23 protein-coding genes and 4 pseudogenes are annotated in these 24,714 nt (G+C 64.3%); 18 read left to right on the plus strand and 9 right to left on the minus strand.

Translation table 11 applies throughout. The annotated features are described in order from the left end of the window. Positions 1–57 precede the first annotated feature (57 nt). The gene (gene dhaK, locus AC3A6Y_RS28935) at positions 58–1,044 is read left to right on the plus strand and encodes a dihydroxyacetone kinase subunit DhaK (protein WP_487871669.1); all 987 of its coding nucleotides are present in this window, start codon (positions 58–60) and stop codon (positions 1,042–1,044) included. 394 nt (positions 1,045–1,438) lie between these two features. Here the strand turns inward: dhaK and AC3A6Y_RS28940 are convergent, their stop codons facing one another. Beyond that, positions 1,439–1,708: an ABC transporter substrate binding protein gene (locus tag AC3A6Y_RS28940; RefSeq protein ID WP_487871670.1), complete on the minus strand. Its 270-nt coding sequence runs from the start codon at positions 1,706–1,708 to the stop codon at positions 1,439–1,441. Positions 1,709–1,750: 42 nt separating this feature from the next. Between AC3A6Y_RS28940 and AC3A6Y_RS28945 the strand changes: the two genes are divergently transcribed. After that, positions 1,751–2,059 carry a type II toxin-antitoxin system RelB/DinJ family antitoxin gene (locus AC3A6Y_RS28945; protein ID WP_487871671.1) on the plus strand — a complete coding sequence of 103 codons (309 nt, stop codon included), beginning with the start codon at positions 1,751–1,753 and terminating at the stop codon, positions 2,057–2,059. A 94-nt stretch (positions 2,060–2,153) separates the two neighbouring features. Here AC3A6Y_RS28945 and AC3A6Y_RS28950 read toward each other — a convergent pair. The 5 genes and pseudogenes from AC3A6Y_RS28950 to AC3A6Y_RS28970 form a co-directional block, all read right to left on the minus strand. Beyond that, positions 2,154–2,351 (minus strand): annotated as a pseudogene (locus AC3A6Y_RS28950) (IS1096 element passenger TnpR family protein); the annotation flags it as partial. Between the two features lie 385 nt (positions 2,352–2,736). After that, positions 2,737–3,966 carry a hypothetical protein gene (locus AC3A6Y_RS28955; RefSeq protein ID WP_487871672.1) on the minus strand — a complete coding sequence of 410 codons (1,230 nt, stop codon included), beginning with the start codon at positions 3,964–3,966 and terminating at the stop codon, positions 2,737–2,739. 16 nt (positions 3,967–3,982) lie between these two features. Beyond that, positions 3,983–4,594: a PIN domain-containing protein gene (locus tag AC3A6Y_RS28960; RefSeq protein ID WP_487871673.1), complete on the minus strand. Its 612-nt coding sequence runs from the start codon at positions 4,592–4,594 to the stop codon at positions 3,983–3,985. A 5-nt stretch (positions 4,595–4,599) separates the two neighbouring features. Continuing rightward, positions 4,600–5,052 (minus strand): excisionase family DNA-binding protein, encoded by a 453-nt coding sequence (locus tag AC3A6Y_RS28965; protein ID WP_487871674.1) that lies wholly within the window; start codon positions 5,050–5,052, stop codon positions 4,600–4,602. Positions 5,053–5,335: 283 nt separating this feature from the next. After that, positions 5,336–5,851, minus strand: a complete 516-nt coding sequence (locus AC3A6Y_RS28970) for a MarR family winged helix-turn-helix transcriptional regulator (RefSeq protein WP_487871724.1) — start codon at positions 5,849–5,851, stop codon at positions 5,336–5,338. Positions 5,852–5,991: 140 nt separating this feature from the next. Here AC3A6Y_RS28970 and badH point away from each other — a divergent pair, with 140 nt between their 5' ends. From badH to AC3A6Y_RS29035, 13 genes and pseudogenes are all read left to right on the plus strand, one after another. After that, a complete protein-coding gene (gene badH / locus AC3A6Y_RS28975) occupies positions 5,992–6,759 on the plus strand; it encodes a 2-hydroxycyclohexanecarboxyl-CoA dehydrogenase (RefSeq protein ID WP_487871675.1) in 768 nt (255 codons plus the stop codon). Between the two features lie 39 nt (positions 6,760–6,798). Next, positions 6,799–7,581: a 2-ketocyclohexanecarboxyl-CoA hydrolase gene (gene badI / locus AC3A6Y_RS28980; RefSeq protein ID WP_487871676.1), complete on the plus strand. Its 783-nt coding sequence runs from the start codon at positions 6,799–6,801 to the stop codon at positions 7,579–7,581. Between the two features lie 83 nt (positions 7,582–7,664). Next, positions 7,665–8,816: a cyclohexanecarboxyl-CoA dehydrogenase gene (aliB, locus tag AC3A6Y_RS28985; RefSeq protein WP_487871677.1), complete on the plus strand. Its 1,152-nt coding sequence runs from the start codon at positions 7,665–7,667 to the stop codon at positions 8,814–8,816. A gap of 41 nt (positions 8,817–8,857) precedes the next feature. Further along, positions 8,858–10,501, plus strand: a complete 1,644-nt coding sequence (gene aliA, locus AC3A6Y_RS28990) for a cyclohexanecarboxylate-CoA ligase (protein ID WP_487871678.1) — start codon at positions 8,858–8,860, stop codon at positions 10,499–10,501. Positions 10,502–10,544: 43 nt separating this feature from the next. Further along, the gene (locus AC3A6Y_RS28995) at positions 10,545–11,537 is read left to right on the plus strand and encodes a Bug family tripartite tricarboxylate transporter substrate binding protein (protein ID WP_487871679.1); all 993 of its coding nucleotides are present in this window, start codon (positions 10,545–10,547) and stop codon (positions 11,535–11,537) included. A gap of 12 nt (positions 11,538–11,549) precedes the next feature. Beyond that, a pseudogene (locus AC3A6Y_RS29000) lies at positions 11,550–12,325 on the plus strand (enoyl-CoA hydratase). Positions 12,326–12,349: 24 nt separating this feature from the next. Then, on the plus strand, positions 12,350–13,099 hold the full coding sequence (locus tag AC3A6Y_RS29005) for an electron transfer flavoprotein subunit beta/FixA family protein (RefSeq protein WP_487871680.1): 750 nt from the start codon (positions 12,350–12,352) through the stop codon (positions 13,097–13,099). A gap of 11 nt (positions 13,100–13,110) precedes the next feature. Next, the gene (locus AC3A6Y_RS29010) at positions 13,111–14,046 is read left to right on the plus strand and encodes an electron transfer flavoprotein subunit alpha/FixB family protein (RefSeq protein WP_487871681.1); all 936 of its coding nucleotides are present in this window, start codon (positions 13,111–13,113) and stop codon (positions 14,044–14,046) included. Positions 14,047–14,144: 98 nt separating this feature from the next. Beyond that, positions 14,145–14,330: pseudogene (locus AC3A6Y_RS29015) on the plus strand (acyl-CoA dehydrogenase); the annotation flags it as partial. A 260-nt stretch (positions 14,331–14,590) separates the two neighbouring features. Further along, positions 14,591–14,941 carry a helix-turn-helix domain-containing protein gene (locus AC3A6Y_RS29020; RefSeq protein ID WP_487871682.1) on the plus strand — a complete coding sequence of 117 codons (351 nt, stop codon included), beginning with the start codon at positions 14,591–14,593 and terminating at the stop codon, positions 14,939–14,941. 171 nt (positions 14,942–15,112) lie between these two features. Next, entirely contained in the window at positions 15,113–15,409 is a 297-nt protein-coding gene (relB, locus tag AC3A6Y_RS29025; RefSeq protein WP_487871683.1) for a type II toxin-antitoxin system RelB family antitoxin, read from the plus strand. Further along, complete coding sequence (locus AC3A6Y_RS29030) at positions 15,396–15,683, plus strand: type II toxin-antitoxin system RelE/ParE family toxin (RefSeq protein ID WP_487871684.1); 288 nt, start codon at positions 15,396–15,398, stop codon at positions 15,681–15,683. Before relB ends, AC3A6Y_RS29030 begins: the two co-directional genes overlap by 14 nt. Before the next feature lie 647 nt (positions 15,684–16,330). Continuing rightward, positions 16,331–16,972 (plus strand): hypothetical protein, encoded by a 642-nt coding sequence (locus AC3A6Y_RS29035; protein ID WP_487871685.1) that lies wholly within the window; start codon positions 16,331–16,333, stop codon positions 16,970–16,972. Positions 16,973–18,067: 1,095 nt separating this feature from the next. Here AC3A6Y_RS29035 and AC3A6Y_RS29040 read toward each other — a convergent pair. Next, positions 18,068–18,199, minus strand: a pseudogene (locus AC3A6Y_RS29040) (integrase); the annotation flags it as partial. Positions 18,200–18,693: 494 nt separating this feature from the next. Next, positions 18,694–19,743, minus strand: a complete 1,050-nt coding sequence (locus AC3A6Y_RS29045; RefSeq protein ID WP_487871686.1) for a hypothetical protein — start codon at positions 19,741–19,743, stop codon at positions 18,694–18,696. 47 nt (positions 19,744–19,790) lie between these two features. On the opposite strand from AC3A6Y_RS29045, the gene AC3A6Y_RS29050 reads away from it, so the two are divergent. Together AC3A6Y_RS29050 and AC3A6Y_RS29055 are read left to right on the plus strand one after the other, a co-directional pair. Then, on the plus strand, positions 19,791–20,441 hold the full coding sequence (locus AC3A6Y_RS29050) for a hypothetical protein (protein WP_487871687.1): 651 nt from the start codon (positions 19,791–19,793) through the stop codon (positions 20,439–20,441). Next, positions 20,438–21,040 (plus strand): RES family NAD+ phosphorylase, encoded by a 603-nt coding sequence (locus AC3A6Y_RS29055; protein WP_487871688.1) that lies wholly within the window; start codon positions 20,438–20,440, stop codon positions 21,038–21,040. Before AC3A6Y_RS29050 ends, AC3A6Y_RS29055 begins: the two co-directional genes overlap by 4 nt. Before the next feature lie 1,059 nt (positions 21,041–22,099). Here AC3A6Y_RS29055 and AC3A6Y_RS29060 read toward each other — a convergent pair. Beyond that, positions 22,100–23,059, minus strand: a complete 960-nt coding sequence (locus AC3A6Y_RS29060) for a LysR family transcriptional regulator (RefSeq protein ID WP_487871689.1) — start codon at positions 23,057–23,059, stop codon at positions 22,100–22,102. Positions 23,060–23,188: 129 nt separating this feature from the next. Here AC3A6Y_RS29060 and AC3A6Y_RS29065 point away from each other — a divergent pair, with 129 nt between their 5' ends. Next, on the plus strand, positions 23,189–24,667 hold the full coding sequence (locus AC3A6Y_RS29065) for a short-chain fatty acid transporter (protein ID WP_487871690.1): 1,479 nt from the start codon (positions 23,189–23,191) through the stop codon (positions 24,665–24,667). Positions 24,668–24,714 lie beyond the last annotated feature (47 nt).

The raw sequence follows: 24,714 nt of genomic DNA on the forward strand, positions 1-24,714 counted from the left end.
AGCCGCGCCGCGTCGCCGCACCATTTCGCTTTCATGTTTGCCCCGCGAGGACACACGGTGAAGAAATTCATCAACTACGTCGACGACGCGATCGTCGAAAGCCTGTCTGGCCTCGCGTCGGCGCACGAGGGCCTGCTCGCCGTGGAGTTCGACCCGACCTTCGTGTGCCGGCGCACGCCCAAGCAGGATGCCGTGGCCCTCGTGTCCGGCGGCGGCTCGGGGCACGAGCCGCTGCACACCGGCTATGTCGGCCTCGGCATGCTGGACGCCGCCTGCCCCGGGCAGGTGTTCACCTCGCCGACGCCCGACCAGTGGATGGCCGCGGCGCACCGCGTGAACGCCGGCCGCGGGGTGCTCTTCATCGTGAAGAACTACGCCGGCGACCGCCTCAACTTCCAGATGGCGAGCGACATGCTGGTCGATCTCGATCATCTGATGGTGGTGGTCGACGACGACGTCGCCGTCGACCATTCGACCCACGCGAGCGGCCGCCGGGGTGTCGCTGGCACGCTGATCGTCGAGAAGATGGTCGGCGCCGCGGCCGAGGCCGGCGCCCACCTGTTCGAATGTAAGGCGCTCGGCGATCGCATCAACAGTTGCACGGCGTCGATGGGCGTGGCCTTCAACAGCTGCATCGTGCCGGCTTCGGGCGTGGCGACCTTCGAGATCGGCGAACACGAAATGGAGCTCGGCGTCGGCATCCACGGCGAGCCCGGGCGGCAGCGCATGCCCTTCGCCCCGGCCGCCGAGATCGTCGACCTGCTGCTCGACCCGATTCTCAAGGACCTCTCGCTCGCGCGCGGGCGCGAGGTGCTGCTGCACGTGAACGGCCTGGGCGGCACGCCCTTGATGGAGCTCTATTTGCTGCAGCACCATGCGCGCCGACGGCTGGCGAACGAGGGTCTTGCCGTGGCGCGCACCCTGGTCGGCAACAACACGACCTCCCTCGAGATGGCCGGCGCGTCGCTGACCGTCACGGCGCTCGACGACGAGGCCAAGCGCTTGTGGGATGCGCCGGTGCACACTGCGGCCTTGCACTGGTAGTCGCTCCGATTTTTTGCCACGAGCTGGTGGCCAGCTACGACATCCTCCCGCTGGTGCTCAAGCGGCCGGAGCCGGCCTGAGCAAACGGCGGCGGCGACGAGGCACCAAGGAGATGATGCCTCCGATGGACCTTACCGCGTCTCTATGCGTTCGATCCGAGGCGCACGGCCATCTTTCATGGCCGAAACCAGCGCTACCCCGCGGTCCCTGAGCGCGCGCCTCAGAATCCTTCCGGCCGCTGAACTGGGAATTGCGTCGATGAACTCCACGCAGCGGATTCTTGCGTATGGGGCTCTACATGAGCCATGAGTTCCTCGGCGTCAATCTCGGTTCGCTTTACCACAAAGGCCTTCGGCATCTGCGCGCTGACGTTTCGATATCGGCGAACTCGAGGTCATTGATGGAATCGACCATGAAGGTATGAAGCTCGGTGCCAGAATTCGTGCAAGGCGCTCACGATACGAGTTCGCCGAAGGAGCGCGCTCTGCGGGATGGACACGCCAATCGATCTGGCAACTTTCAAATTGACGATGAACTCGAGCTTCGTCGGCTGCTCCATCGGCAGGTCCCCGGGCTTCGCGCCATCGAGTACCTGCACCACGATCTTTGCCAAGGCATTGTGCTTCCGCGTGGGTGTACGGTTGAATGTCGTGATGTCATTCAATTGAATTACAATAGACCCGTGTTCCCAGATTGAAGGCCGGCCATGGCCGCAAACGCATTGGTACAGACACGCATCGACGCTGAAGTGAAGGAGCGAGCCACCGCAGTGCTCGACAACATCGGCCTCACCGTCTCGGATGTGATGAGGATCGTTCTGACACGTGTGGCCAAGGAGGGCGCATTGCCCGCGGGCTTAGTTGTTGACGGGGCGGCCCATGACGCCTGGTTCCGAGCCAAGGTGCAAGAAGCCTTGGACGATCGGCGCCCAGCCGTCCCGCATGAGAAAGTTGAAGCGCATTTTGCGAAGCGCCGCGCAGCTGCGCTGCACAAAGCGGGTGAAGGTAAGGCGTGAGGCTGGAGTGGTCGCCATTGGCGATGGATGACCGGGAGCGGATTTTTGACTTCATCGAACAGGACGATCCTGCGGATCTGTAAGAGCAGGTGGGATGAAGGTGCATGTTCTGCCAGCCGAATGCGACCTGCAGGATTTGGTGAAGCCGGGGGACACTTGTATCGCCACGCGCCGCAAGGCGCCGCCAGATAAACGGACTGATGCCGCGCAACACGGCGCGCAGCTGCAGGACCTCCTGCCTGGAATCTGTCCCAGATTCGATCCTTGAAGCTTGCTTTGCTGCACTGCACACCCGCAGGAATGTGATGCTCCTTATTGCTCGCCGATCGGACCGAACGGCGCCAACGCATCGCCCGCCACCGGGCTTGAGACCGCGGGCTACCAAGCCAGCGGCAACGCACCCCGCGCGTGTATCAGGCGCTGTGGTTCCAGAGCCGCTGGGGGCTCTCCACCCACAACGCCCAGGCTGACTCGCACCAAGGCACCGTCTCGTTCCAGCGAGGCCGTGCCCTTGTGACGGCGTGGCCTACCGGGTCGTGTTGCAGGGCAGCTGCGCGCGAGACGCTGCCTATGACGCGGTGGTCGATCGGACCGGGCCCGTACGGCGCCGGCATCGGTGAAGTCGAACAGCACCCTGCTCCCGCGGCATCCGCACGCTGCGTGGACTTCGCGTGGCCTCAGTGCTGCCGAGTTGCCGGCGAGGTTTTTGCGATGCCGAGCGATCGCCGCATCCAGGCCGACATGGGGCGCTCGGGGGTAAGTACCTGAGCAATGCTGGCCTGAGCCTGTTCGAGCTGCTGGGTGGCCCGAGCGGCCGCGGTGGTGAGACGGTGGGCTTCCAGCACGTCAAGTCCGGTGAGTTCGTGGCCGTGGCCCATCGACATCCAGTGCAGTGCTGCCAGTGCCGTCTGCATGGCGAAGCCGGGTTGCTTGGCCAGCTGGTCACGAGCGGCACGCGTCAGGGTCTTAGGGTCGCAGGGTGAGGCCCAGGCCAGTTGAGTCGCCCGATCGAACAGCTTCAAGGTCTTGGCAGTGGCGAACCACTTGCCGGGCTCGGCGGGGGTTGACGCGATGAGATGGTCCAGCAGTTTGGCGGGTGCCAGTTCGGGGTACTTCTTCGCTAGCGCCCTGAAGGTCGACAGGTTGGAGTTGGCCTGATTGGCCAGCATCGCGTACTGGTCGAACGCTTCGGCGCGTCGGCCAGCCTTGAGCAACACGTCCTCGGCGAAGCGTGCGATGTTTTCAAGGCTGGTGGTGCTGCCCGCGCGGTCGCGCACGTAGGCGATGGCCTCGTCGACCTGGCCACGAGCTGCCAGCACGCGCGCGCCCCAAACCAGGTCAGACCAGATCGCGCGCGGGTCCATGGCCAGCAGGTCCAGCAACTCGTCGTGGCGGCCGGCCTTGAATAGGGCGCTGTAGCACAGCGAGGTGCCGGGGAAGAAAGCGTAGGTGCCGCGCTTGCGCTCGCGCAGCACACTGCGCTGGGTGGGCAACAACTGGTCGGCCCAGCTCGATGCGAGATCAGGCGCGGCGCAAAGATCGCCCCAGTGGTCACCCAGGGACTCGATGTAGGGCGGGTCGTCGTCCTGGATGGCCTCGCAAAGGCGATCGAGCCACTTCCTTCGCACGGCGGGGTCCACCGGCGCGCTGCTGATGAGAGGCGCCAGTTCCTGGACAGCCCGGTAGGTGGCGTTGCCGAGGGCGCCGGTGGAGCTGTCGACTTGGCTCAGTGCCGGGGAGAGCTTTTCCAAGAACAAGACGGCACCTTCGGCCGCTGTTGCCGGATCTTGCCGGGCGAGCGCACGGATCTCGGAAAGGGCTTCCTGGATGCGTTCGATCGCGAGCTTGGAGCCGCGCCAGCCGAACGCAGCCCGGCGGAAACGAGTGCGGAATGCCCAGGGATGCATCAGAGCGACCTTGCCGTCAAAGTCGCACGTCGTCCTGTTGCCAGGCGTCGTGCATGGCTGCCGCCGTCAGGGCCTGGCCGTCGGCGGCCAGTCGTTCCAGCGGCCGGTCGGGTGCGGGTGCCGAGCGCAGCGTGGAGCGCAGGGCGGCGAACGCCGAAGCGACGCCCTCAGAATCTTGCTGGAATCGATGCAATAAGAAGGCGTCCGGACGCAGCACGTCGATGCCGAGGGTGGCGAGTTTGCGGACGCCGAAGTCGCGGATGTTGCGGGTGAAGAGGCTGACGACCTGGGTGCCGGGATAGAAGTCATCGGCCAGGATGGCCCCGGCGCAGGCGGCGACGTGGATGTCCTTGGCGGACCGCATCGCTGGCGCCATGCCGGCGAATTGGGCTTGGACCCGCCGCGTGGGGATCTCCGCTTGCGGCAATGCCGCCCGCATTAGTTGTTCGTGGCGGCGCGCCGATTCGGCATCCGACTTGCGACCGGTGTCGACGAGTGCACGGCTCAGCTCGTCAAGGATCAGCGGGCTCCAGTGCAGGCGGATGAGTCCCCGGTAGTCGAGATGAATCAAGAGGCCGCGGGTGGTGGCGCCGAACAGGGTGTCGGCGTCGGCGACGACAGGGATCACGGATCTCAGCCCGCGAAGATCTCGCCGTCGAGGTCGGCGCCGAGCTGGCCCAGCGCCTTGCGGCGCCGGGTCTGCTCCTGGCGGTGCCAGGCCAGGACGGCTGACCGGAGGACACGTCGTTGGTTGCCCACCTGCTGGTGCAGGGGGATATCGCCGGCTTCGATGCGGGCCACGATGTACGGGCGGGAGACGCCGACCAAGTCGGCCGCTTCTTGGGTGCTCAATACCGGGTCTGCCGCCGGTTGTGACCTGGCAACGGAGGCCTTTCGGGCGCTGCCGCTGATTGCCGGGTGCTGGAAGAGCTTTGCAAAGTCGCCCTTGATCGACCGCGTGGCCTGGGGCGTCAGCTTGACGTAGCGCCGCACGACCTCGATCAAGGGGTCGATTTCGATGTTCACCGACAGCGCCGGAGGGGCGGCGCGCTGTGGTGCATCGATGGGTTTGCGGGCGGTCTTCATGATCGCAAGTTTAGCAGCTTCGCTCGAAATACTCGCATTTTGCGAAACAGCACCAAGGTTGGCGCTGGTTCGGATCCGACCTGGTGGTCCAGGGGCGTCGTCACTGGCATCGGCTTCCTGGGCACGGGCGTCATCGTGAAGGATGGCTTAAGCATCAGCGGTCTCACCACGGCGGCATCGAATATGGGCGGACCTCGACCATCGGCAGTGTTGCTGGGTGTCGGCTTCTCGGCGGCCCTGCTCCTCCTATGCGTGGTGTTGATGTCTTATAGCAGCACCCCTCTCAGCGGTCTTCAACAGCCTCGTCGCTACCTCCTTGCCGATCGTCAACCAGTTGCATGTTGTCCAGGATCTTGAGCAAGTAGTGCAGTGTGTGGGTAATGTCGTTGACGGAAAAGCCTTCGAGCACTTGCGCGTAGTAGCCGTGAATCTTCGGCAAGGCGTCGTCCTGCCATACGCGCCTCCCTGCGGTCGTCATTGACACCAGACGCGAGCGGCGGTCCCGCGCGTCGGCCGCGGTCTGGATTCGTCCATCTCTTTCCATGCGGCTGAGCAGACCGGAGAGGTTCTGCCTGCTCACTTTGAGATAGCGCGCCAGTTCGCCGACGCTCAGGCCGTCGCTCGCCACCGGCCTGGACAGCGCGCCCAGCACCGCCCACTGCTGGGTGGTCAGGCCCTCGGCCTCGACCGCCTTGGTACCTGTTTTGTGCAACATATTGGCGCATTGGTACAAACGGAAGAAGACTCGGTTGGCCAGCTCGATCCTGGTCGTTTCTTCAGTATCTACAGGGTTAACCATAGGATTTTCTCTCGTTGAAATGCCTTGCATGCGAAAGCTCTCTCGCCGCATAATACGACAACACATTGACGTATCTGCAGCGAACAACCCCGCTTCGACGCGTCGACGATAGCAAGCTTCAAACCTGACGGAGAACCCTGATGAAGAGATTCGAAAGCAAGACGGTGGTGGTCACGGGCGGCGGCGGCGGGATCGGCGGGGCGACCTGCCGGCGCTTCGCTCGCGAAGGCGCCAAGGTCGCGGTGTACGACATGAACCTGGACGCGGCCGAGAAGGTCGCGGCCGCTATCCGGGACGAGGGCGGGCAAGCGCAGGCGTTCCGCTGCGACATCACCGACCGCGCCAGCGTCGACAAGGCGGTGGAGTCCACGCAGCAGGGCCTGGGCCCGATCGACGTGCTCGTCAACAACGCGGGCTGGGACGTGTTCAAGCCCTTCACCAAGACCGAGCCGGCGCAGTGGGACAAGCTGATCGCGATCAACCTCACCGGCGCACTGCACATGCATCACGCGGTCCTGCCCGGCATGGCGGCGCGCAAGGCCGGGCGCATCGTGAACATCGCGTCCGATGCGGCGCGGGTCGGCTCCTCGGGCGAAGCGGTGTACGCGGCCTGCAAGGGCGGCCTGGTGGCGTTTTCCAAGACCATCGCCCGCGAACATGCGCGCCACGGCATCACGGTCAACGTGGTGTGCCCGGGGCCGACCGACACCGCCCTGTTCGCCGACTACAAGGAAGGTGCGGGCAATCCCGAGAAACTGATGGAAGCGTTCACGCGCTCGATTCCGCTGGGCCGCATCGGCCAGCCGGACGACCTGCCCGGCGCGATTCTCTTTTTCGCCGGCGACGACGCCCGCTTTGTCACCGGCCAGGTGCTGAGCGTCTCCGGCGGCTTGACCATGAACGGCTGATCGCGCGCCGGCCTTCCTGCACCCCCTTAGGAGAACACCATGAAATTCGAGGACATCCTTTACGAACTACGCAACGGCGTGGCCTGGATCACGATCAACCGGCCCGACAAGATGAACTCGTTTCGCGGGCAGACTTGCGACGAGATCATCAAGGCGATGAACCGTGCCGGCTATGACCGCAACGTCGGTGCCATCGTGCTGGCCGGCGCCGGCGACCGGGCCTTCTGCACGGGCGGCGACCAGTCCGCGCACAACGGCAACTACGACGGCCGCGGCACCATCGGCCTGCCGATGGAAGAGCTGCACGACACGATCCGCAACGTGCCCAAGCCGGTCATCGCCCGCGTGCAGGGCTTCGCCATCGGCGGGGGCAACGTGCTGTGCACCATCTGCGACCTGACCATCGCCTCCGAGAAGGCCCTCTTCGGACAGGTGGGCCCGAAGATGGGATCGGTCGATCCGGGCTATGGCACGGCCTTCCTGGCGCGCGTCGTCGGCGAGAAGAAGGCGCGCGAGATCTGGTATCTCAACCGCCGCTACAGCGGCGCCGAGGCCGTGGCCATGGGCCTGGCCAACGCCGTGGTTCCGCACGACCAGCTCGACGCCGAGGTGCAGAAGTGGGCCGAGGAAATCTGCGAGCGCAGTCCTACGGCGCTGGCCATCGCCAAGCGCAGCTTCAACGCCGACACCGCGCACCAGAGCGGAATCGCGGGGCTTGGCATGTACGCGCTCAAGCTCTACTACGACACCGAAGAGTCGCGCGAGGGCGTCAATGCCCTCAAGGAAAAGCGCAAGCCCGACTTCCGCCAGTACGCGAAGTAGAGACCCGCCCCACCGATCGATCCCCTGCACGCACGGCGCCATCGGCATGGCGCCGGGGCGCAGCGCACGCTGGAGAACATGTCATGAATCCCTATCTCGACGACGACCTGACGGCACTCGGCGACCACGCGCGCCGCTTTGCGACCGAGCGCATCGCTCCCGGCTTCCTGGAACGCGACAAGATCCGCGTGCTCGAGCGCCAGCTGATGCGCGACATGGGCGAGATGGGGTTCATCGCGCCCGAGTTGCCCGAGATGCATGGCGGTCAGGGCATGGGCTGCCTGGCCGCCGGCGTGATCCATGAGGAGATTGCGCGGGCCGACCTCAGCATCTCCTACATCAACCTGCTCGCCTCGCTCAACGGCCAGATCCTCTCGCAGCACGGCAAGCCCGAAGTCGTGCAGCCGTGGCTGCAGAAGCTGACGCGCGGCGAGGTCTTGTTCGCCATCGCGCTGACCGAGCCGCGCGGTGGTTCCGACGCGGCCAACCTGCGCCTGCGCATGGAGCGCGTCGGCGACGAGTACGTGATCAATGGCGAGAAGACCTCCATCTCCGCCGCCGACCAGGCCGATGCGGCCGTGGTGTTCGGCCGCACCGGCCCGGTCGAGTCGGGCGCCCACGGCGTCACCGCGCTGCTGGTGCCGATGGAACTGCCGGGCGTGACGCGCAACCGCTTCGATTGCCACGGCCAGCGCGCGATCGGCCGCGGCTCGCTGTTCTTCGAGAACGTGCGGGTGCCCGTGAGCCACCGGCTCGGCGCCGAGAACAAGGGCTTCGTCCAGGTGATGCAGGGCTTCGACTTCTCGCGGGCGCTGATCGGGCTGCAGGTCCTGGCGGTGGCTCGCGCCGCGCTCGAGGAGACCTGGGGGTACGTGGCCCAGCGCGAAGCCTTCGGCAAGCCGCTCTCGGCGTTCCAGGGCGTGTCCCATCCGCTGGCCGACTTTGATACGCAGGTAAGCGCCGCGCGCCTGCTGTGCCTGCAGACCTTGTGGCTGAAGGACAAGGGCGCGCCGCACTCCGCCGAAGCCGCGATGTGCAAATGGTGGGCGCCCAAGCTGGCCTACGACGCCATTCACCAGTGCCTGCTGATGTTCGGCCATGGCGGCTACGACCGTGGCGTGATGGAGCAGCGTCTGCGCGACGTGCTGGGCTTCCAGATCGGCGACGGCACCGCGCAGATCATGAAAACCATCGTGGCGCGCACCCGCGCCGGGCGCGACGCGGTACCGGCCTGAGCCGTTCACCCACAGCGACAGAAAAGCCAGGAGACAAGACCATGGAATTCGATGCCGTACTGCTGCCGCCGCGCCGCGCCCGAATGCTGGCGCAGGGCCTGTGGCATGAGCGCACCATCAACGACGAGCTCGACGCCTGCGTCGCGGATTGTCCCGACAAGCTTGCGCTGACCGCCCTGCAGGTGGAGCAGGGCGTGACCACCCGCTTCACCTACCGCGAGATGGCTTCCATGGCTGATCGCATCGCGGTGGGGCTGTCGCGCCTGGGCGTGGGCCGCAACGATGTCGTGGCCTGCCAGTTGCCCAACTGGTGGCAATTCACGCTGGTCTATCTGGCCTGCTCCCGCATCGGCGCGGTGATGAATCCGCTGATGCACATCTTTCGCGAGCGCGAGCTGTCCTTCATGCTCAAGCACGGCGAAGCCAAGGTCGTGATCGTGCCGAAGACCTTTCGCGGCTTCGACTTCGAGCGCATGGTGGTCGCGCTGCGACCGGCCTTGCCCGACCTGAAGCAGATCGTGGTGGTCGGCGGCGCGGGCCCCGACAGCTTCGAGGCGCTGCTCAGCGGACCAGCCTGGGAGAAGGCGCCCGACGCGCACGAGATCCTCACGCGCAGCCGGCCGGGCCCGGACGACGTGACGCAGATGATCTACACCTCCGGCACCACCGGCGAGCCCAAGGGCGTGATGCACTCGGCCAACACCACGATGGCCAACATCATTCCCTACGCACAGCGCCTGTGCCTGGGCGCCGACGACGTCGTGCTGATGGCCTCGCCGATGGCGCACCAGACCGGCTTCATGTATGGCCTCATGATGCCGATCATGCTCAAGGCCAGTGCGGTGCTGCAGGACATCTGGGAGCCGAAGCAGGCCATCGAATCGATCCGGGCCGAGCGGGTCAGCTTCACGATGGCCTCCACGCCCTTCCTCACCGACCTCGCCCGAACCGTCACCGAAACGGGCCTGGAGGTGCCGAGCCTGCGCACTTTCCTGTGCGCGGGCGCGCCGATACCCGGCCCGCTGGTGGAGCAGGCGCGTCAGGTCCTGGGCACCAAGATCGTGTCGGCCTGGGGCATGACCGAGAACGGCGCCGTCACGCTGATCCAGCTGGACGACGACGACGTGCGCGCAGCCACCACCGACGGGCTGCCGTTGCCCGGCGTCGAACTCAAGGTGGTCGACGAGAACGATCAGGTGCTGCCCGCCGGTCAGCCCGGACGGCTGCTCGTGCGCTCGTGCTCGAACTTCGGCGGCTACCTGCGGCGCTCGCACCTCAACGCCACGGACGCCGACGACTGGTTCGATACCGGCGACCTGGCGCGCATGGACGCGCAGGGCTACATCCGCATCACCGGCCGCAGCAAGGACGTGATCATCCGCGGCGGCGAGAACATCCCGGTGGTGGAGATCGAGTCGCTGCTGTACCGGCACCCTGGCATCGCCATGGCCGCCATCGTGGCCTACCCCGACGAGCGCCTGGGTGAGCGGGCCTGCGCGGTGGTGGTGCCCAGGCCCGGGCACAGCGTGGACCTGCCGTCGATCGTGCAATTCCTGAAGGCGCAGAAGGTGGCGATCCAGTACATCCCGGAACGCCTCGTCGTGCGCGACGCAATGCCGTCCACACCCTCCGGAAAGATCCAGAAATTCAAGCTGCGCGAACTGCTGCACGAATCCCTGAACTGACGGCACCACCTCGCACCATCCCCCACATCCAAGGAGACAGACCATGTTCGTTCCTATCCCAGCGGCCGCACGGCGTGCCCTTGCGCTCGCCGCTTTCGCCATCTTCGGCGCCGCCGGTTCCGCGCAGGCGCAGACCGCCGCCAACTGGCCTGCAAAATCCACCCGCGTGGTCGTCGGCTTCGCGCCTGGCGGCAGCACCGACGTCATGTCGCGCATCCTGTCGCAGACCCTCTCGGAATCGCTGAGCCAACCGGTCATCATCGACAACAAGCCCGGCGCGAGCGGCAATATCGCCGCCTCGGAAGTGGTGCGTGCCGCGCCGGATGGACACACTTTCCTGATCGCGCCCACCTCGGTCGAAACGGCCAACCCCTCGCTGTTCAAGTCGAACATCCTGCCTTCGAGCGACCTGACGCCCGTGGCCAGTGTCGGGCGCACCCAGATGTACCTGGTCGCCAAGCCACAGATGGCAGCCAAGGACGTGCGGGAGTTGGTGGCAATGGCCAAGATCAAGCCGGGCACGCTGTCCTACGCCTCGGCCGGTTCCGGCACGCCCCCGCACCTCGCCTGCGAACTGTTCAAGCAGGCCACCGCGACCTCCATCACCCACATCCCGTATCGTGGAGCGGCCCCCGCGCTGCAGGATGTGCTGTCGGGTCAGGCCGACTTCGTCTGCGACCCCGGCATTGCCTTCCCGCACATCCGCACCGGCAAGGTCAAGCTGCTGGGCATCGTGAGCACCAAGCGCTCGCCTTTCTTTCCCGACGTCCCGACAGTGGGCGAGCAGGGTTTTCCGGGGGCCAACCTCGACATCTGGTTCGGCCTGTGGGCGCCCAACGGCACGTCCCCCGAGATCGTGGCCCGCATGAACCGCGAACTGGCAAAGGCATTGGCTCAGCCGGGCGTCAAGTCGCGCTATGCCGACCTCGGTGCCGAGCCGATCGCGATGGACACGGCGGAATTCCGCAAGCTGCTGGTCAACGAGACTGCGCAGCTGTCCGCCCTGATCAAGGAACAGAAGATCAGCGTGGACTGAAGCGGACCTGCCATGCAAGAACGACCCATCCTGGTGGAGACGCACGGCCGGGTCAGCGTCATCACGCTGAACAGGCCGCAACAGATGAACGCGCTCGACGACGCGCTGATGGAACCCTGGGCGCCGCGCTGCTGGCCTGCGATGCCAATGCAGACATCGGCGCCATCGTCATCACCGGCAACGACAAGGCCTTCGCGGCCGGGGCCGACATTGCGGCGATGGCGGACTGGAGCTACATGGATGTGTACCAGGGCGACTTCATCACGCGCAACTGGGAAGCCATCCGGCGCGTGCGCAAGCCGGTGATCGCGGCGGTGGCGGGCTTCGCCATGGGCGGAGGCTGCGAGCTGGCGATGGCGTGCGACATGATCGTTGCCGCCGAATCCGCGCGGTTCGCGCTGCCCGAGATCAAGCTCGCCATGCTGCCGGGCGCCGGCGGTACCCAGCGCCTGCCGCGCGCCATCGGCAAGGCCAAGGCCATGGACATGTGCCTGTCGGGCCGCATGCTGGACGCTGCAGAAGCCGACCTCTACGGACTGGTCTCGCGCGTGGTGGCGAGCGAGCAGCTGCTGGCGGAAACGATCGACCTCGCCACCCGCATCGCAGCCTTCTCGCTGCCGGCGTTGATGGCAATCAAGGAATCCGTGAACCGCGCCTGGGAATCCTCATTGTCCGAGGGCATCGGCTTCGAGCGTCGCCAACTGCATGCGCGTTTTGCCAGCGAGGACGCGCATGAAGGCATGCATGCCTTTCTGTCCAAGCGCAAGCCGGTGTTCGGGCACCGCTGATTCGTTCAATCCCTGGAGCCATCCATGAAGATACTTGTCCCCGTCAAGCGGGTCGTCGATTACAACGTCAAGGTGCGCGTCAAGTCCGACGGCACCGGTGTCGACATCGCCAACGTCAAGATGAGCATGAACCCCTTCGACGAGATCGCCGTCGAAGAAGCGGTGAGGCTCAAGGAGAAGGGCGTCGCCACCGAGATCATTGCCGTGTCCTGCGGCGATGCGAAGTGCCAGGAGACCCTGCGCACCGCCATGGCCATCGGTGCCGACCGCGGCATCCTGGTGGAGACCACCGAAGAGCTGCAGCCGCTGGCCGTGGCCAAGCTGCTCAAGGCGCTGGTCGACAAGGAAGCGCCCCAGCTCGTCATCCTCGGCAAGCAGGCCATCGACGACGACGCCAACCAGACCGGCCAGATGCTCGCCGCCCTGGCCGACTTGCCCCAGGCCACCTTCGCCTCCAAGGTCGAAGTCGCTGGCGACAAGGTCAACGTGACCCGCGAGGTCGACGGCGGCCTGGAAACCATCGCGCTCTCGCTGCCCGCGGTCATCACCACCGACTTGCGCCTGAACGAGCCGCGCTACGTCACCTTGCCCAACATCATGAAGGCCAAGAAGAAGCAGCTCGACACCCTCAAGCCCGAGGACCTGGGCGTGGACGTCAAGCCGCGCCTGAAGACCCTCAAGGTCAGCGAGCCGCCCAAGCGCGGCGCCGGCATCAAGGTGCCCGATGTGGCCACGCTGGTGGACAAGCTCAAGAACGAAGCCAAGGTGATCTGAGGAAGACCGACATGACCGTACTCGTTATCGCAGAACACGACCACGCCACCGTCAAGCCGGCGACCCTCAACACCGTGACCGCGGCCATCGCCTGCCAGAGCGGCGATGTGCATGTGCTGGTGGCCGGTGCCAATGCCGCCGAAGCCGCCGCTGCCGCGGCCAAGATCGCGGGCGTCGCCAAGGTCATCGCCGCCGACAGCCCGAGCCTGGCCGAGAACCTGGCCGAGAACGTCGCGGCGCAAGTCCTGGCCATCGCCAAGAACTACAGCCACATCCTGTTCCCGGCGACTGCCAACGGCAAGAACGTCGCGCCTCGCGTGGCCGCCAAGCTCGACGTCGCCCAGATCAGCGACATCACCAAGGTCGACAGCCCCGACACCTTCGAGCGCCCGATCTACGCCGGCAATGCCATCGCCATCGTGCAGAGCAGCGATGCGATCAAGGTCGTCACCGTGCGCACCACCGGCTTCGACGCGGCGGCAGCCACCGGGGGCAGCGCGACGGTGGAGAACGCCGAGGGCGTGGCCGACAGCGGCAAGTCGAGCTTCGTCGGCCGCGAAGTCACCAAGAGCGAACGCCCCGAACTGACGGCCGCCAAGATCATCGTCTCGGGCGGCCGAGCGCTCGGCAGCGCGGAGAAGTTCCAGGAGGTGATGGCACCCTTGGCCGACAAGCTCAACGCCGGCCTCGGCGCCAGCCGCGCTGCGGTCGATGCTGGCTATGCCCCCAACGACTGGCAGGTGGGCCAGACCGGCAAGATCGTCGCGCCGCAGCTGTACATCGCCTGCGGCATCTCCGGCGCGATCCAGCATCTGGCCGGCATGAAGGACTCCAAGGTGATCGTGGCGATCAACAAGGACCCGGAGGCGCCGATCTTCTCGGTGGCCGACTACGGCCTCGAAGCCGATCTGTTCACGGCGGTGCCGGAACTCGTCAAGGCGCTCTGACCGCCTGCCTCGACACCATCCATCGAAGAAACCAGGGCATCGTTCGCGATGCCCTTTTCGTATCCGCCTCGCCAACGTCGCATTGGAGACAGCCATGAGCTACATCGCCCGGCCTAGAAGAGGCCGGCCTCGAGACCGCGCAGGCCGTACTCGAGGAATGCGCGCGCTTCAACGAGGACGTGGTTGCGCCGCTGAACGAGGCAGGCGACAAGCATCCTTCGACGTTCAAGGACGGCAAGGTCGCGACCACGCCCGGCTTCAAGGAAGCCTTGAGCCGGTCTGCCTCGTGCATCGTCATGGTGATCGTCGCTGCTGCCAAGCCCATCGCCGCACCTCGCATCCCAAAGACAGGGAGCGCAACGTCTTATTCGGGGCCTACAAAAAAATGACCTTGCCTTGTTATGTCAAGCGGCTCACCGCGGCTGAAAGACCAAGCTCGGCAAAGGAGGAGAGGGCGCCAGGGCACCGCGACCAACTGACATGGCCTTGCAGGGTCGGCGCCGCCGGCCTTCGCGCACGTCGCACTTCATTGAAGCTTTACGCCATGCCATTCCTCGCGCCCTCGTTCGCGCGGCTCCCGCCGCTGTCATTTCTACTGGCCGACCAGGGCGAGCCGCGCAAGAAGATCGCCCGGCACCTGGGCGTGAGCCAGCGCACCCTGCAGCGCTACCAGGCCAGCGGCAACGCACCCCGCGCCATCTATCTGGCGCTGTGGTTCGAGAGCCGCTGGGGCATGGCTACTCTGCACGCCCAAGCCTTCAACGAAGCCCAGCACGCCCGCGCCTGGGTCGCCTCGCTCGAGCGCGAGTGCGAGCGCCTGCGCGGCGTGATCCGGGCGCTCGAAAACGTTCAGGGGCAGGCTGCGGCCAACTCGGCGGTGTTTAACGCGTTCTAAGCCGGGCAGGGCGTTGGGGCAGCGGCGCGGGAGCTCGCCGTCCTCTTCCTTGCTAAATTTAACCTCGATTAGGGAGCAGAAAGCCTGACCTACTCGCCGTCGGGTGGGGGCGACTGCCTTGTCTCAATTGAGATACAATGTGCCCTCGACTTCAAATACTGAGGAACGACGGTGGCACAAACTTCAATGCTTCATGTTCGAGTGGACGATGACCTCAAAGCGCAGGCGACCGCCGCTCTAGCAAACGTCGGCCTGACCGTCTCTGACGCAATTCGGATCCTCCTGACACGCGTCACAAAGGAGGGTGGACTGCCGGCGGGACTGGCGGTGGATGACTCTGCCTATGACGCGTGGTTTCGCGCGAAGGTCCAAGAGGCGTTGGAAGACTCCCGTCCAACGATCTCTCACAAGCAAGTCATGGCTCAAGCCCGGGACGTGATTGCCAAGAATCGACGTGCTCGAACTTGAATGGCGCGAAGCGGCTCGCGCCGATCTGCTGTCCATCGTTGAGTACATCGCGCAGGACAACGCCGATGCGGCGCTGGCACTCGTCACGGAGATCGAGGAAAAGTCCGAACGCTTGCGCGAGCAGCCCAAGCTGTATCGACCAGGGCGCGTCCGTGGGACGCGCGAAATGGTGGTTCGGCCAAACTATGTGGTCGTGTATTCGGAATCGACGATTGCCGTGACGATTTTGCGCGTCTTGCACGCCGCACAAATGTGGCCGCCCGCACGTCTTTGACGGAATCTTGATGCTCGGCTCGAGCTACAGCGCGCGATCCCGATCCGCACCAGGAATTTCTCCCCAGATCGGGGAGCATCTATTCTCGGGATTGACATCCAGTACCACTGATGATCGCCGAGCCACAACGGCCTGCGATGCAGGTCGTGGCGCATGGGTGCGGCGTCAGGCCAAGGGCACTTCAAACGCGTGGTCCGCGAAATGGGGCAGGCGGCGTTAACTGACCCCCGGGGATCAGTTCCTGATGTCGCTTCAACTGGCTGGCGCGCCGGCGCAGGGGGGCCGGCACCCAGCGCGGTGGATTCGCAGGTAAATTCATGGCACAGTGACCCGCGATCGCAAATGTCCGAAGCCGAGGAGCGTTGTCGTGGACAAGTCCGACGTGCCTGCACTTCCGAAGTCGCAATCACCAGCGGGCGGTCTTCCGGATGGAGTGGCGGAAGTCGCGCTCGAAGAGATCCCAAGCACCGATGCCCACGCGCTCGCGTTGCTCTCCAGCGGTGCCGCACCGCAGCATCTGACACTCGTGTGGGCGCGCCGCTGCTTCGAGGTCATCGCCGGAAAAGAGCGTCCCGGAGGAGGGTGCGGCCAAGGTCTTCGCATTCGTTCATCGGATAGACCGCAAACCCAAGCGGCGACTGCGAGCCGTGCTCGAGTCGCAAGGCATCCTTCCTCGACAGCACATCACGTTCCTTTGTGATGGCGGCGATACGGTGCGCGAGCTCGGCGCGTTCGTGCACCCGCGATCCGAGCACATACTGGACTGGTTTCACGTCGCGATGCGCATCGAGCAGCTCTTGCAGTCGGCACGCGGGTTGCAAGGCCCGGAGAAAGAGGAGTCCCTCAAGGGCATCGAGCGGGTCAAATGGTTCCTGTGGCACGGAAACGTGATCCGCGCCGACGAAACCCTGTACGACCTGCTCGAGGACATCGCCGATGTGCACGACCGAACTCGGCAAGCAGGCCTGCCGATTTCCGTCGCGCTCAAGAAGCTTGATCGGGCGCTGGATGAATTCGCGACTTACGTCGACAACAATGCCGACGCCATCGTCAACTACGGGGAGAGGTACCGATGCGGGGAACGGATCTCCACCGGCTTTGTCGAGTCCGCGATCAACCAGGTGATCGCCAGGCGGTTCGTGAAGAAGCAGCAGATGCGCTGGACGCCGCGCGGAGCGCATCTGCTGCTCCAGGTTCGTACCCAGGTCCTGAATGAGGAACTACGAGCGTCCTTCGAGAGGTGGTATCCGCGCTCCGGCGCTCAAGTTCAGGCGCCGCTCGCAGCGTAGCCGCGGGGAAGGATGTTGCACTGCACACCCGCAAGAAATGGATGGACTCCTAGTTGAGTTCGCGCGTAGCTCAGTCCTTCGAAGCCACTTGCGCGAGGGCTTCTTAGAGATATCAAGCTTTTCCCAACGCCTCCGCAATACTCGAGTCAGCGCGGGTCGCAAACACCCAGACGCTTGCGCTTCGTAGCGCGCTCTGCCAACGATGACCTCAAAGTCGTTAACAGAGCGCTGGCCTCGGCCACGACAAGGGACCTCCAGTCAGCAAGTCGAAATCGAAAACCTCGTTTGGTCAGAGAAGATTGGAAGACGATTGCAACCGTACGACTCTGCCATGATTCATGCCACTCCTCGCGGGCCACCCGCACTGAATGACGGCGCCAATGCGTTGGATAGAGTTCGATTGCCCAATTCTCGATGTCGCCCACATCAGAGCGGCTGTCTGCTAGACGGAACCACTCGTCTCGGAACGCTGTGCGCCACGCAGTGGAAGTCGGGAACTCTGCCTGTGGTTTCATCAGTAGAACTCCGGGGCTTGTCGAACGAGAGTTTTTGTGGCCTCGGTAATTCCGACCTCGTCTGATCCACGCTACACGCTATGCAGTTGTCCTAGGGCAATGAGGTCCGCTGCTTTCAGCAAGCAACGCCGTTGTCGCCTCTTCGGCTGCGGCTGCAGTGGAGAAGACAAGCGTACACAATGCAAGAGCAAAGCCTGCGAGCAGGATGGGCCAGCCAAAAGCAATTACCAATGCCGCCGTCATAAGGGGGCTGACAAGGAAAACGACACATTGCATATCCAACTCCTACGCTGCTTTCTCATTCCCATCAATTCGCATAACGGGCCTGGCTTAGATCCAAATGTAGGCGTGTAGGCAAACGCATACATGAGCATTGAGTCCCAATTTGAGGAGGGCAGAAGCCCGTCTTCACGGCTGGTCAGGCCATGACAAAACGCCTACGCTTCTTGGTGACTATTGGGTTTACTTTCACGGAATTGCGGCACACTGCTGCACACCGCAGCTCGTTTCGAGGACGGGCTTCACTTTCGCGTCGTAGAGCTTCGGCCTATCATTGGGGAGGGAGAGGTAGTAGATCCCGGCGACTGAGCACCACGGGCAGCTTTTGGGGCACATGAACGTAGCTCATTCTGGCCATTCGTTCGCCTCGATCGAGCGTGACGTCGAAGAAGAACTTCAAGCCGGTGATGGAGAATCCTCGGTCCGTTCGATGTCATTCGATCACCCCGTGGACGCGCGGCGGCCGGGCGCGCGGGATCTAGAGGCCGGACGCTATGTTCCTCTCCTTGTCTTCGATCATCATTTCCGCACTCACCTCGCTGCTTCAGCGCGCGCCGAAGCCAAGCCATCGGTCGGGTGCAGCCGGACTCGCGCACTGCGGCATACGTGCCGCCACACTGCGACGGATCGGCTCCAACCGTCCAAGGCATGTGTGCCGCCGCCGCGCACCAACACTGACCACCTCGCCACTCACCACAATCCCCATAGCACCGGCGCCCTGAACACCCGCTTTGCAGTGCTCCGCGATGGCGTCCCTCGAGGCTTGTGCGACACCTGCCCTCAGGTCGTCATTGACATCGCGCTGCGCCACTCTCCGGGCAGGTATCCCACTACCCTTAACAACTGCAGACACTCGATAGCGGCTCAGTGTTTTGGTAAGTGACGGCTATCGGGAGACGGACGCGTCTCCTTGAATTTGCCGCAGCGCTATCGCTCCGGCAGGCCTGCCTTGCGCAGGCCTGCGACGAACCTGTTGCGGCTGGCCAGGAAGCTTTCCGCACCGGCAGGATTGTTGATGATGTACCGCTCGATCGTGCTGTGGGGCATGAGCTTGCGGTGCTCCGCCATATTCTTTTCAGCATCCGCCTGGCGCCCGTGCAGCGCGTCGATCGACGCCAGCGAGGCATAGGAGAGCCCGAAGTTCGGCCTTTCCGCCAAGGATCGTCGTGCCAGCGCGTAGGCCTTATCGTCGTCTTCGAGCGTGAACGCTGCGTTCGACGCTACGAAGTAGGCCGAGGCCATGATCCGTGAGTCCCGGTAGCCCATCCGCATGGCACTGTCGATGTGGGGCTGCATCTCCGCGGCACGGCCGTTGAGTTGCAGTGCCGTGGCATACCTCAGGCGCGCGTTCGGGTTGGAGGGCGAACGCAGCATCGCCTTCTCGTAAACAGGCAGCGCCACGCCCGGCTGGCCGCGAAACAACAGCACATTGGCCCAATTGATGAGCGCGACCGTGTCGTTCGGCGCGATGGCCAGAGCGCGTGCGGCAAGGCGCTCGGAAGCGACAAGATCTTCTAGCGGAGGCTCGCCGGAATGGCCAAAGCGCTCGGACATGAGCGCTGCACCCAGGCCGGTCAGAGCGACCACGGAATCCGGGTCGGCACGCAAGGCGGCCTCGAAACGCGCGCGACCTCTCTTTACGTCTGCCATGGACTGGCGCCGGTCAATGTCCTCCCATCCTGACATCGCGAGGTCCGCAGGGTCGAACTGGTAGCCGGGCCGACTCACCCTCGCTTTGTGCATCTCCGATAGACGCAGCCTGAGGCTGCTGACAGCCCGAAGAGCGACATCGACGTTCAGCCCCGGATCATTCGCATCGGCATACTCGAAGTGCTCCGACCAGACGATGCTGCCCTCGGGAATCGTCTTGACCTGCGTGTCGATCGCAACGCCATCCATACGCGGACATCCGGGATTTTTTCCCGGATGTCCGGCGTCGTCCAGGAGCCGGCGTACGGCGGAAGACTTGATGGACATGGTTGACATAGTTGACATTTCGATTGGATCGGCCTATGCTTCATTCCATGTCCTCCTCATCCGCACAAGCAGCCACCGCGAGATCTCCGGCGGCAGCGCTCAGGGAACTGAGCAAGACCGCCAGCTCGCTGCAGCAGCTGACGGATGAACTGGCAGCGGCTCCCCGCGCCAAGCTGAAGAAAGCGCTCCTCGAATCAGCGTCCGGGTCCTCCTCGCTGTTGGCGGCGCTCGAAAAGGCTGAAGCGCGCTTCGCAGAAATTCGCCAGATTGCCTTGGGCAACGAGGCGCCATCCCGGAAGAAAGCGGCGGGTGCCACGCCTATGGCGAAGCTGCGCGCGCAAGCCAATCAAGGCCTCAGGAAATTGGTTGAGGAGGGAGTCCTGATGGGCCGTGGCGCCTTCCAGGACGAGCGTACCATCACCCGGCAGGCACTCAGCAAAGCCCAGCAAGAGCGACGCCTGTTTCATGTCGAAGTCGACGGCGAGAAATACTTTCCATCGTTCTTCGTGGATAGCCGCTACGACCGGGCCAAGCTCGAGGCGGTGAGCAAGGCCTTGGGAGAGTTGCCTGGGGCCACCAAGCTGCACTTCTTCTTGCACAAGCGAGGCTCCCTCGCTGGCACCACACCGCTGGAGGCCATCGCCAGCGGCAATTATCAGAAGGTGCTGAACGCGGCCGAGGCTCTCCGAATCGGATGAGCGCGCCCCTCAGGCCACCCCGGCCGGACCTGTACAGCATCGACCTCGAGACGGTCCAGGTCGAAGTTGCGAGCCTCTATCGCATCTCGAAATACGACTCCGGCGAACCCTATTTCGGCAGGTCCGCCGGCAACCGATTCGACGATCACTCGCGCCCGCCATCCAAACGGTTCGGCACCTGCTATCTTGGCCTGAGCCTGCAGGTCGCCATCGCAGAGACGGTGCTGCACGACTTGCTGCCGGACGGCGGTCACTTCGCGGTACCTCCCGACGAACTCGAATCGAAGTGCGTCGTTCGCTTCCAGGGCGAGACACTCAAACTCGCGAAACTCACTGGCACCGCCCTCAAGCGCATCGTGGGATCGAGCGAGATCTCCACGATCTTCCCATACGACCTCCCGCAGGCATGGGCAATGGCCCTGCGTACCCATCCTGCCAAGGTCGACGGCCTTCTCTACATTTCCAAGCAGGTCAACGATGAACAGGCCGTCGTCGTCTTCAACCGAGCCAGGCGCAAGTTCAAGTCAGCGTCATACGCAACGCTTCCAGATGAGCCAGGCTTTGACGCCGCCATCGCGGCATTGAGCATCCGCGGGTGAGTGCGCTGGTGTCCTGGACATGTCCTCGAACCCGGGGCGGCCGACGATGTGCATTTCAACTTGAGCCAGAACTACGCCATCTGAACTTCGCGTTGATAGTCGCGTGTTGTCTTGCCTGTGTAGGCCAAGCGCGCGTTATGTTGAGTGCGCGCCGCACAGGCTGAAGGCCCGCCCGGTAGGCGAAGGGAGGGCGCCACGGCACCGCGACAAGCTGACACTGCCTGGCAGGGCCGGCGCCACCGCCGGGCCGCGAGGAGGTCCCCCATGCCATTCCTCGCGCCCTCGTTCGCCCGGCTATCGCCGCTGTCCTATCTGCTCGCGGACCAGACCGAGCCGCGCCCACGCACTGCCCGCCCCCACTCCTGGGCATCAGCGTGCGCACCTGCAGCGCTGCCAGGCCAGCGGCAACGCCCCGCGCGCGGTCTATCTCGCGCTGTGGTTCAAGAGCCTCTGGGGGCTCTCGACCCTCGCCCGCGCAGGCCTTGAACGAAGCCCAGCACGCCCGCGCCTGGGTGCCTCGCTGGAGCGCGAGTGCGAGCGCCTGCGCGGCGTGATCCGGGCGCTCGAGAATGCCCAGGGGCAGCCGACGGCCAAGGCGGAACGGGAATCGGCCTCTTGATATGCCGCTCCATCATCGATGCCGGCGGCAGAAACCTTGGCGGATGCGATCGGTCGCCCAACCATGTGCGTAGCCTTTCGGCCCGCTGGTTGATGATCGCCTGCGTTTCACCTGTGACTGTCCTGCGGATCGATGCCAATGGATCGAACTGCTTGACCACCGCGCAATACAAACCAAACACCGCGCCTCGCATGATCACTCCCGGGTTGTGAACGTTTGCAGTCACACCCGATGCGAATCGCACTCGATTCAAAAACCCACCATCCAAAGGAATTGCGAGCTTCTTGTCTACTCAACCTGAGACTGCCCGCAGTGCTTTAACGGAGAGCTTGCCACGCTGGGCCCCTACATGCATGAAACCGAGATCACCTCGTATCAGACTCCATCGAAAGTACGATTACTCCTATCAGGGAATAGAGAAGGCGTTGATGACAAGGCTCCTACTCGACGGGCCTATCGGGATTGAACTCGTCCTCGGCGCCCGACTGCGACTCGCGCGTCAGTGTCTTTGCGAGCAGCCGCAATGAACTGGCGCACGCAGCAGAGGCTTTGGACAGCACCGCACCACGTCGGTACGCCAGGCCTAGGTCCATCGACGGCACGGCGCTCGACATGACCGTACGGCGGATGCGTCCACCGTCGTGCGACCAGGGACGAAACACTAAGTCTGACAGGATCGTCACACCGATATCCTGTGCGACCAGGCTGCGCACGGCTTCGATCGACCTCGTGCGGAACACGACCTTCGGCTTGAGCTTCTGGGCACTCCAGTAGCGGTCGACCGTTTCCACATGTTCGTCCATGTCGAGCAGGATGAAGGGAAGTGCAGCGATCTGTCGTAGCGATGCCGACTTCTGTCGCACCAGCGGATGGTTGAGCGAGGTCCATAGCCTGCGCGGCGACTTCAACAGGTTCTCACGACGGATGTCCGCTGCGGTCGAAAGGTTCGACACCAACACCACGGCCAGGTCGAATTCACCGCCTCGCAAGCCTTCCTCGATTTCCAGCCGATTGCGCTCGACTGGCTCGAACTGGACCAGTGGTAGCTGCTGCCGCATGACCGCGATGATCTTCGGCAGCATGTACTCGGAAACGGTGTCGGTGATGGCAATTTGCACATGACCGGACACCGGCGATACCGAACTGCGTGTCTCCTCGATCGCGGCCTCGAGCGTGGTCAGCACGTGTTCGGCATGACGCAGAAAACCCTCGCCCTGTATCGTCAAGCGCAGTCCATCGGAGTGCCGTGTGAAGAGTTGCACCTTGAGCGTGGCCTCGAGGTTCCTCAGCGACGTGGTGAGAGAAGGCTGGCTGACATAGCAGCGCTGGGCGGCGCGCGACACCTGCCCGGTGTGCGCCGTGGCCACGAAATGGCGCAGTTGCTTGATCGTGATCGACATAGAGTGGTCCTATATCGCTGTATTGAAAATAGAGATTATGAATTGTTTGTGACGCTTCCTACCATTGGCCTGCACGTCGTGTCAGGCGTGTGACCGTAGACCCGAGAGTTCCTGGAGCAGGAGAAACACATGCCACCGACATTACCAAGTTCCGCCGTGCTCGCCCGCGGCTCCGCACCAGCGTCGAGCGTTGGCGCCCAGGGCGGCATCCTGACCCATCTGGGTCTGCGCTTCACCTCCTGGGCGGAGCGCTGGTTTCCCGATGCCTTCGTGTTTGCCGGGATCGCGGTGGTCGTCGTGGCGCTCGCGGCCCTGTTCAACGGGTCGAGCCCACAAGTGGTCGCCAAGTCCTTCGGCGACGGCTTCTGGAGCCTGATTGTCTTCACGATGCAAATGACATTGGTCGCGATTGGGGGCTATGTGGTGGCGACCTCGCCACCGGCGGCGCGCCTGCTCGAGAAGCTGGCCGCGCTGCCAGGCTCGTCGCGCCAGGCCATCGCCTACGTGGCGGCCATCAGCATGGCCCTGTCGCTCTTCAACTGGGGCATCAGCCTGATCTTCAGCGCCCTGTACGTCCGTGTCCTGGCCCGCCGCACCGAACTGCGCATGGACTACCGCGCTGCCGGCGCGGCGGCCTATCTCGGCATGGGCGCCACCTGGGCGCTCGGGCTCAGTTCGTCCGCTGCGCAGTTGCAGGCCAACGCCGGCAGTCTGCCCAAAAGCATCCTCAACATCACGGGCGTCATCCCGTTCACGCAGACGATCTTCCTGTGGCAATCGGCGGCGATGGCACTGGTGCTGATGGTCGTGTCGATCGCGATCGCGCTCTGGTCGGCGCCCGGCTCCGACCGCTCGGTCACGGCGCAGGACCTGGGCGTGGACCTCACGGAGGCCGAGCCGGTCAAGGTTGACCCGGGTACCCGCCGTCCAGGCGAATGGTTCGAACGCAGCCCGCTGCTCACGATGCTGCTGTGCGCGCTCGGGTTCGGCTGGCTAGCACAGGAGTTCATGGCCAAGAGCGCGTGGATCGCCATCTCGGGGCTCAACACCTACAACCTGCTGTTCCTCATGATCGGGCTGCTGCTGCACTGGCGTCCGAGAAGCTTTCTCGACGCCGTGTCGAAGGCGGTGCCGGCTACGGCCGGGGTGATCATCCAGTTCCCGCTGTACGGTGCCATCGCGGCCATGCTGACCGCTGCCAAGGGCATCGGCGGCGTCACGCTGTCGGACCGCATCGCGCAGGTGTTCGTCAGCGTCTCGAATGTGGATACCTTCGCTGTGGTGATGGGCGCCTACTCCGCCTTGCTGGGCTTCTTCATTCCGTCGGGCGGCGGCAAGTGGATCATCGAGGCGCCTTACGTCATGCAGGCGGCCAACGACCTGAAGGTGCATCTGGGCTGGGCGGTGCAGGTCTACAACGCAGCCGAAGCCTTGCCCAACCTGATCAATCCATTCTGGATGCTGCCGCTGCTCGGCGTGCTCTCGCTGAAGGCGCGCGACATCGTCGGCTTCACCTTCCTGCAGCTCATCGTGCACACGCCGCTGGTGCTGTTCATGCTTTGGCTGTTCGGCAAGACACTGACTTACGTGGCACCCGTGATTCCCTGAGCGGCGCTGACCGCGTGCGGCGCAGCCCGGCAAGAGACACGAGAGAC

The sequence above is a fragment of the Variovorax sp. Soil_C_17 genome (genome assembly GCF_057657265.1).